This is a genomic window from Nocardioides cremeus (genome assembly GCF_030518195.1).
GTDB classification, from domain to species: domain Bacteria; phylum Actinomycetota; class Actinomycetes; order Propionibacteriales; family Nocardioidaceae; genus Nocardioides; species Nocardioides cremeus.
The window spans coordinates 1-233 of record NZ_JAULSC010000396.1 but is presented as its reverse complement, the minus strand read 5'-3'; the positions used below and the strand labels follow the sequence as shown (position 1 = coordinate 233).

Annotated in this window: 1 pseudogene; it reads left to right on the top strand. The window is 78.1% G+C overall.

Annotation, left to right across the window (positions count from 1 at the left end):
- Positions 1-233 (top strand): annotated as a pseudogene (locus QWJ41_RS21475) (PP2C family protein-serine/threonine phosphatase); the annotation flags it as partial.

The following is a 233-nucleotide window of genomic DNA, read 5'->3' as shown; positions in this document are numbered from 1 at the left end:
GCCGCCGTCGAGCTCGTGCGGGCCAGCCTCGAGGCCGGCTCGTCCGACAACGTGACCTGCGTGGTCGCCGACGTGCTCGACGAGGAGGCCGCGGGCGCGCGCGCCGACGACCACGACGACCTGCAGCCGATGCTGGTCGGCGCGGCCGCCGAGCTGCGCCGCCGCGCCCCCAAGGGCTCCCGCCCCACGGGCATCTTCCGCGGGCACCGCTCGGGCGACACCGGCGAGCTCGA